Source organism: Acidovorax sp. KNOB132 (assembly GCF_057541515.1).
Window position 1 is genome coordinate 62,964 of record NZ_BAAJYT010000005.1, and the last position, 7,562, is coordinate 70,525.

At 66.8% G+C, this 7,562-nt stretch carries 6 protein-coding genes and 1 pseudogene; 2 read left to right on the forward strand and 5 right to left on the reverse strand.

Annotated elements, in window-relative coordinates:
- Nucleotides 1-2: 2 nt before the first annotated feature.
- Complete coding sequence (locus AC27IO_RS01930; RefSeq protein WP_498736982.1) at nt 3-878, reverse strand: cysteine hydrolase family protein; 876 nt, start codon at nt 876-878, stop codon at nt 3-5.
- 179 nt (nt 879-1,057) lie between these two features.
- Here AC27IO_RS01930 and AC27IO_RS01935 point away from each other — a divergent pair, with 179 nt between their 5' ends.
- Nucleotides 1,058-1,738, forward strand: coding sequence for an NUDIX hydrolase (locus tag AC27IO_RS01935; protein WP_498736984.1), 681 nt, complete (start codon nt 1,058-1,060; stop codon nt 1,736-1,738).
- A 50-nt stretch (nt 1,739-1,788) separates the two neighbouring features.
- On the opposite strand, the gene AC27IO_RS01940 is transcribed toward AC27IO_RS01935, so the two are convergent.
- The 4 genes from AC27IO_RS01940 to metK form a co-directional block, all read right to left on the reverse strand.
- Nucleotides 1,789-2,235, reverse strand: coding sequence for a hemerythrin domain-containing protein (locus tag AC27IO_RS01940; protein WP_284429897.1), 447 nt, complete (start codon nt 2,233-2,235; stop codon nt 1,789-1,791).
- Nucleotides 2,236-2,248: 13 nt separating this feature from the next.
- Nucleotides 2,249-2,434 carry a DUF1328 family protein gene (locus AC27IO_RS01945; RefSeq protein ID WP_272567532.1) on the reverse strand — a complete coding sequence of 62 codons (186 nt, stop codon included), beginning with the start codon at nt 2,432-2,434 and terminating at the stop codon, nt 2,249-2,251.
- A 241-nt stretch (nt 2,435-2,675) separates the two neighbouring features.
- Entirely contained in the window at nt 2,676-5,534 is a 2,859-nt protein-coding gene (locus AC27IO_RS01950; RefSeq protein ID WP_498736987.1) for an ankyrin repeat domain-containing protein, read from the reverse strand.
- 193 nt (nt 5,535-5,727) lie between these two features.
- Nucleotides 5,728-6,909, reverse strand: coding sequence for a methionine adenosyltransferase (gene metK, locus AC27IO_RS01955; protein ID WP_284396627.1), 1,182 nt, complete (start codon nt 6,907-6,909; stop codon nt 5,728-5,730).
- A 131-nt stretch (nt 6,910-7,040) separates the two neighbouring features.
- On the opposite strand from metK, the pseudogene AC27IO_RS01960 reads away from it, so the two are divergent.
- Nucleotides 7,041-7,562: pseudogene (locus AC27IO_RS01960) on the forward strand (LpxL/LpxP family acyltransferase); the annotation flags it as partial.

Consider the following 7,562-nt stretch of genomic DNA (forward strand, 5'->3'; position numbering starts at 1 on the left):
CGCTAGAGGCTGATTTCATCGCTGCGCGCCAGTTGCGCTCCCTGGGCCTGCAGGGCGTCCAGAAAGTCCTGCTGCTGCGCCCCGAAACCGGCCACGGGCGCCATGCAGTCGGTCAGCAGCACGAGGCGGTCCGCCCGCCAGCCCGGCTGCAGCCGGGGCAGGTGCTGCACGATGTGCTCGGTGGTGGCGCGCACGCAGTGGCTGCCGGCCTCGCCCGCAATGACGAGGCGGTCCGCCGTCCCCAGCGCGTGGAGCAGCCGGGTGTTGAGCAAGGTGGCGGGGTCGTCGGCATCGGGCACCTCCGCCTCGATGGCGCTGTAGTGCTCGGTCCAGGGGTTGGTGCCCTTGAACACGGGGTGCACCGCGCGCTGGCGCTGTGCCTGCCACGCGCCGCAGGCGGCCAGCACGTCGGCATGCACGCCGTGGCCCCAGCTGCCGATCTCGCAGTGCACCGGCCACACCATCAGCGTGTAGCGCCCTTGCGCCTCCAGCGCGTCCAGGTAGGCCAGCACGCGGGGCAGGGCTGCGGCATCGCGCGGGGCGAACGCGCCGGCGCGCACCTGCGCCGCGGTGATGGTCGTGAACGGGGCGACCTCGCCGCCATCGCCCTGGCGCCAGAACGGGGGGTGCGCCACGTCGTGGCGCTGGTGCGAGTCGAGCGTGACGGTGATCGCCTCCAGCGCCGGGCCATGGCGCCGGATGAAGGCGGCCAGGCGCTGCATGTCGGCATGGGCGCCGGGCACGGGCAAGGCGGGGGCGATGGACTGGCCGGTGAGCGGGTGCGCCGGCTGCCACTCGGTGGGCAGGTCGCAGAAATCGTTCTGGGGGTCGATCACCAGCAGCTGGGTCGTCAAGGGGCGGTTCATGGATCGGGTCATGGTGCAAGGTCCTCGGGGCAATGGGTGCAGTCTATTCCTGTTAGTTTGAGTTTGCAACTAAGTGGGCCGAAAGGCATTGTCAGGAAATGAAAAGCCGGTCGACGGGACTGGATGGGTGGCATCGGCATTCCGGGAGTGGTAGGCTCGTTCGTCCAATCCTGCACATAACCATCCCCTCGATGTCCTCCGCCGCTTCGCCCACCGTCATCTGCACCGTGGATACCGTGCTGCTCACGCTGCAGGGCGGCGCCCTCCACGCGCTGCTCGTGCGCCGCGATAAGGCCCCCTATGCCGGCGCGTGGGCTTTGCCGGGGGGCTACATCCATGCGCAGGACGATGCCGATGCCCAGGCCAGCGCCGCGCGCGTGCTGCGCGAGAAGGCCGGCCTGCAAAGCCCTTACCTGGAGCAGCTCGCCACGTTCTCGGGCCTGGCGCGCGACCCGCGGGGCTGGTCGCTGGCGGTGGCCTACTGCGCGCTGGTGCCTGGCGAGGCGCTCCAGGGCATCCCGCCCCGGCAGGGCCTGAAGCTGGTGCCGGTCGACGACTTGCCGCCCCTGCCGTTCGACCACCGCGCCATGGTGGATGCGGCGCTGGCGCGCGTGCGCAGCAAGAGCCTGTATTCCTCGCTGCCCGTGCACCTGTGCGGCGACGCATTCACCCTGCCGCAGCTGCAGGCGGTGTACGAGGCGGTGCTGGGCGAGCCGCTCAACAAGGTGAGCTTTCGCCGCAAGATGGACGAGCTGGACATGCTCGAACCCGTGCCCGGCCTGGTGCAGGGCGGCGCCCACCGGCCCGCGCAGATGTACCGCCTGCGCCCCGCGTTCCGAAAGGCCCTGGCGCTGTCGTCCCGCGCGCTCTGAACAGAAAAAAGCCCCTTTCGGGGCTTGGGGGGAACGGAGCAAGACGCATCTCAGGCGGCGACCGCCTTGGCTTCGTCGTAGGTTTGCAGGTACTGCTTCGCCAGTTCGGTCTTCTGCTTTTCGGTGAGCAGCTTGCCGGCCATCTGGAAGAACCGGTGTTCCTCTTCCTCCAGATGGTGCCGCACCTTCTCGCCCAGTTTTTTGGCCACCGCCAGCCAGGCGGAGCTGCCGGGGTCGGCGGCCTCCAGGTCTTCGACCAGTTCGTCCAGGGCATGGTGCTCTGCGATGGCGTGGCGCGACAGGTCGATGCCGGCATCGTGCTCCATGAGCGGCCGGTAGAAGTGGCGGTCTTCGGCCAGCTCATGGGCCGCCAGTTCTCGCTTGAGCTCGATGAACCGCTCGTGCCGCTCCGGGGTGTCGCCGCTGGTGGCCTCCACCTGGCGGACCATGTCGCGCTGCCGCTCGTGGCTTTCGCGCAGGGCTTCGAAGATGTTCATGCGTGCGGCCCCTTCACTTGAGCGCCTTGCGTGCCGCGCCGATGCCCAGCACGGCCAGCACGACGAAGACCACGGCGATCACCAGGAAGATGAAGAACAGGATCTTCGCGATGCCGGCAGCGCCCGCAGCGACCCCGGTGAACCCCAGCGCGCCAGCGATGAGAGAGATGATGGCGAAGACGATGGCGTATTTCAGCATGGTGAGGACTCCGGTGGGATGAGGTATGGAGCGATCATTTCAGCGCTGCCGCGTCACGGGCGTCAGCAGAGCGGGGCTGCGGCTGTAGGAAAGGTGCGCGGGCAAAGCGGCAGACGGCGCGGGGAGGGCAAGGGCTTCTTCCGCCCGTCGCACCCGTTCAGCCACTGCGCAGGTCAAGCCATGACCGCAATTGGCCGTAGTGGCGATGGATGACCCGCGGCACGTGGCGGCCGTTCGCGGCTCAGGCGCTTGTGCTTTTGCTCGTGCCGGGGGCCGACTGGCTGGCTTTTTTATTGGCGTTCCGGGCTTCGACCAGCAGATGCAATACCTTGGGGTGGCCCTTCGATTTCGCCAATCGTTCGGCTCGCGCCAGGCTGCCGTGCGCGCCCGCGTCCAACAGCAGTTTCACCACGTCCGCATGTCCGTTGGCCGCTGCCTGGGTCAGAGCCGTCTCGGAGGATTCGCCGGACCAGCGTTCCAGGTTGCCCGCAAGACCGTGGCGCAGCAGCAGCGCGATCACTTCGGCGTGGCCGTTCGACGCCGCCAGCATGGTGGCGTTTTCCCCATAGAACTTGGTGGCGTGCACGTCGCCGGCGGCTTCTTTCTTCAGCAAGGTCTCCATGACCTCGGCATGCCCATTGCGGGCCGCGAGCATGAAGGGCGTCAGACCGTCCAGATCGGTCGATGTCGAATTCACTTTCGCATCCAAAAGCCGTTCCACAGCGGGTGCGTGACCATTCTTCGCGGCCGCGAAAATGGCGGAATACCGAAGCTCGGTTCTGCGATCGGCCTGCGCGCCCGCTTTCAGCAGCAGGGACATGATCGCGACGTTGCCGCTTTCCGCCGCTCGCATCAGCGGCGTGGTTCCGTCCCGAGTGTCGCGATCAACGTTCGCCTTGGCATCGATCAGCAGCCTTGCCGCACGGGCATTCTGTTGCCCCACGGCCCGCATGAGTGCGCATTCCCCACGCCAGTCGCGCTGGTTCAAATGGCTGCGGCTCACCAGCATGGTGGCCATTTCGTAGTGGCCGTTGTCGAGGGCCTCCATCAGCGGCGTCACGCCGCCGTGCGACATCCCGGTATAGGCATTGGGCTTGGCGCCTGCCTTCAGCAGCAGCCGTGCAACCCCCATGCGGCCCTGGCGGGCCGCCTCGTGCAGTGCCGTCCTGCCGTCGCTGCTCGTCACGCCCACCTGGGCGCCGGCGCGGTGCAGCATTTGCACGAGGACCTCGTTGCCAGCGGCGGCGGCCACCATGAGCGGCGTTCTGCCGGTACTGGATTTCTGGTCCAGCATGCCGCGGTTCTTGGGGTCCTTGAGGGACGCCTGCACCAGGATGCCCACGGAGGCCACGTCGCCCGCCTGGGCTGCAAGGTACAGGGCTGTTTCTCCATTCTTGTTGCGGGTATCGATCGAAGCACTCGCGCCCAGCAGCTTGTGGACCATGGTGGTTTGGCCATAGCGCGCTGCGTGCATCAGGGGTGTGTCCCCCCGGGCATTGACCGCTTGCAGTGCCGCAGCGGACGCAAGCAGGGTCACGACCGAATCGGCTCCCGCAGCGACGGCGTGGTGGAGCAGGGTGTTTTGATTCTGGCCTTTCCATGACGATGGCATGGGCAACACGACCAGCAAGCTGGCCAGCGCCAGGTCGCCGGCCATGAGGCTTTGCGCCACCGCTTGGGGTCGTTCTTGCTCCGGGAGCTTGTCCACTTCCTCCGCAGCCTGGTTCAGCAGGAAAAATTCCGCTTCCGCGGAGGCCTCCCGGTAGCGCTTCAATGCCGGATGCATCAGGGCGGCCTGCCATTGGGTGCTCGTCGCCGAGGTGCCGTTGCGGACCATGTTCCAGACTTTGGCGGGATCGAGGCTGCGCAGCTCCTCGGGGTCCTGGGTCGCAGTGAGGGCGCTCATGAGCAGCGCGGACGGCCACTCCACGGCAGGAGAAAGGTCGGACAGCCGCATGCCGCGGTAGCCGACCCCGCCGGCCTTGTCCATCTCCTTCACGTAGAAATCTCCGTCGGCAATGCGCTTGATCCGGCGGTTGCCCTCGTCCGTCAATACGGTATCGACGACCTCGAACTTCTCTTTGTCGAGCAGCCCCTGTTCCTTCAGGTTCTTTGCGATGACGCGCATCAGCAGTGCGGGATGCTCGAGAACGGAATAGGGCGCGTCTTCATCGCCGGTGGGCTCGTGTTCCGAGATCACGACCCAGGCGGGAATCTTGCCGAACCGCCCTTGCAATCCGGCCTCCATGGATTCGCCGTACGCCTTGTGCAACTGGCCCGCCGTTTCCTCCGTCAGCGGGCGGCCCAGGTGGGGCCTGAAACGCTCCTTCACCTCGCTCAGGCATTCCTCGGCGAGTTGCCGAACCAGCTCGACCGGGTTCACGCGGGCTTGCACAAACGCCGCGGCCTCCTGCACGTGGGCGCTGACGGTGCGCACATCGACGAAGCTGTCGCTGCGCTCCGTGACACCGAACTGATCCGCCAGGAAATTGCGGTAACCGTTGACGAAATGGATTTCGCTGACCTCGTAGTGTTCGAGTCCTTTGTGCTTGGACTGGCTGAAGTCGCGCAGCGCCTGGTCCAGCATGTCCTCCCACACCCTTTTGGCGTGGGTGTGCAGGCCTTGGGTCAAGTTCAGGTCCTGGGCGGCCATGATCAGGTTGGTCGTGGTGCCGTCGGAGCAGACCAGCAGTCCTGACGCCAGGTTCTCGATGATTTCCATGCGTCTGGAAAGCGGGATCGTGTGGTCCGCCACGGCCGTGCACAGGGTGTCCAACGAGGCCTTGCCTTCGCCGTAGAGGCGCGATATCTGGGTGGAATAGTGGCCTGCCATGCCACCCTCCACCCGGCTTTTGAAGATGTCCAGCGCCTTGATGGACTGCTGGGATCTGGAGGAGGGATGTTCTTCGAGAAAGGTTTTCAGTTTGCCGATGCCTGCCCGGTACTGCGTCATGAGCTGCTTGCCCCGGCCCGATTTTTCGAAAGCCGGTATCGAAGTCCCGTCAAGGCTCGGTTCGTAGCGCACGGCTTCTTGCGGCGCGTAAGGCTCCGCAGCCGCGGTCGCGCGGGGCGGTTTGTGGAATTGCGGTGTGATCTGCATGGTCAGACTCCGGGATGCCGGGACCATACGGGGCTGCGCGCGAGGTCGGTGCGCGCATCCGAAGCAGTTGCCGTGTTACCGCTGTTGCGCTACCCGCAGGCTCACATCGCTTCGCACATGGGCCTGCGCACGACCGGACCGCGCTGCCCGCGCGGCGGGCTTCCCGCCCGTTCACGCGGATCGCGGGGCGGGCTTATCGTCCCGCAGCCGCCCGCAGTGCCGCGGCCTTGTCGGTCTTTTCCCAGGTGAACTCGGGCTCTTCGCGGCCGAAGTGGCCGTAGGCGGCGGTCTTTTCGTAGATGGGGCGCAGCAGGTCGAGCATCTGGATGATGCCCTTGGGGCGCAGGTCGAAGTGCTCCTGCACCAGCTTGGCGATCTGGTCGTCCGGGATCACGCCCGTGCCTTCGGTGTACACCGTCACGTTCATGGGGCGGGCCACGCCGATGGCATAGGCCACCTGGATCTGGCACTGGCGCGCCAGGCCCGCGGCGACGATGTTCTTGGCCACGTAGCGCGCGGCGTAGGCGGCCGAGCGGTCCACCTTCGTCGGGTCCTTGCCGCTGAACGCGCCGCCGCCGTGGGGGCAGGCACCGCCGTAGGTGTCCACGATGATCTTGCGGCCGGTCAGGCCGCAATCGCCTTGCGGGCCGCCGATGACGAATCGGCCGGTGGGGTTGATCAGGTACTTGGTGTCCTGGAGCCACTCGCTGGGCAGCACGGGCTTGATGATCTCCTCGATGATGGCCTCGGTGAAGCTGGCCTTCATCTTGGTGGAGGTCTCGCTCTGGTCGGGGTGGTGCTGGGTGGAGAGCACCACGGTGTCGATGCTGTGGGGCTTGCCGTCCACGTAGCGCATCGTGACCTGGCTCTTGGCGTCGGGCCGCAGGAAGGGCAGGCGCCCGTCCTTGCGCAGCTGGGCCTGGCGCTCGACCAGGCGGTGGGCGTAGTAGATGGGCGCGGGCATCAGCTCGGGCGTCTCGTCGCAGGCGTAGCCGAACATCAGGCCCTGGTCGCCGGCGCCGGTGTTCAGGTGGTCGTCGCTCGCCTGGTCCACGCCCTGGGCGATGTCGTTGCTCTGCTTGTCGTAGGCCACCAGCACCGCGCAGCCCTTGTAATCGATGCCGTAGTCGGTATTGTCGTAGCCGATGCGCTTGATGGTGTCGCGCGCGATCTGGATGTAGTCCACGTGCGCGTTGGTGGTGATCTCGCCCGCCAGCACCACCAGCCCGGTGTTGGTGAGGGTCTCGGCCGCCACGCGGCTGCGGGGGTCCTGCTTGAAGATCGCGTCCAGAATCGCGTCGGAAATCTGGTCGGCGACCTTGTCGGGGTGGCCTTCCGAGACGGATTCGGAGGTGAAAAGGAAATCGTTCGCCATTTGAATAAACTCCTGTGTTCCGGCATTTTGGGCGTTGCCCTCAGCCTTGGGAGCTTTGGCGAACGCTTTAGCAGATTTGTTTTACGTCGCCCTGCAAGTTGCTCATTTAACTCAGCGACCGCGCCATTTTAATGCCAACCCTTTTCCGTTTCCTTTCCCGGCTTCCGCTCTGGCTCGCCCATGCCCTCGGCGCGGCCGCGGGCTGGCTGGTTTTCTGCCTCTCGCCCACCTACCGGCGGCGCTTTCGCGAGAACGCGGCGCGGGCCGGCTATTCGTTCGGACAGGTGCGTGCGGCCGTGGGCCACGCCGGCCGCATGGCGGCCGAACTGCCCCGCCTGTGGCTGCGCGAGCAGACGCCGTGCCGCATCGAGAACGCCGCCGCGGTGGAGCGGGCCTGGGAAGCGGGCAAGGGCATCGTCTTTCTCACGCCGCACCTGGGCTGCTTCGAGCTGTCGGTGCAGGCCGCGGCCCAGCGCTGGCGCCGAGCGCGGACCCATCACCATCCTGTACCGCCCCGCGCGCCAGCCCTGGCTGGCCGGCGTGATGGCCACCGCGCGCAACCGACCCGGCGCATCCGCGCGGTGCCCACGGCGCTGACGGGCGTGCGCCAGATGATCAAGGCGCTGCGCCGCGGCGAGGCCGTGGGCCTGCTG

Coding starts and splice junctions, on each gene's coding strand:
- AC27IO_RS01930 (WP_498736982.1), bottom strand. CDS start 878: ATGACCCGATCCATGAACCGCCCCTTGACGACCCAGCTGCTGGTGATC.
- AC27IO_RS01945 (WP_272567532.1), bottom strand. CDS start 2,434: ATGCTGAAATACGCCATCGTCTTCGCCATCATCTCTCTCATCGCTGGC.
- metK (WP_284396627.1), bottom strand. CDS start 6,909: ATGGCGAACGATTTCCTTTTCACCTCCGAATCCGTCTCGGAAGGCCAC.
- AC27IO_RS01940 (WP_284429897.1), bottom strand. CDS start 2,235: ATGAACATCTTCGAAGCCCTGCGCGAAAGCCACGAGCGGCAGCGCGAC.
- AC27IO_RS01935 (WP_498736984.1), top strand. CDS start 1,058: ATGTCCTCCGCCGCTTCGCCCACCGTCATCTGCACCGTGGATACCGTG.
- AC27IO_RS01950 (WP_498736987.1), bottom strand. CDS start 5,534: ATGCAGATCACACCGCAATTCCACAAACCGCCCCGCGCGACCGCGGCT.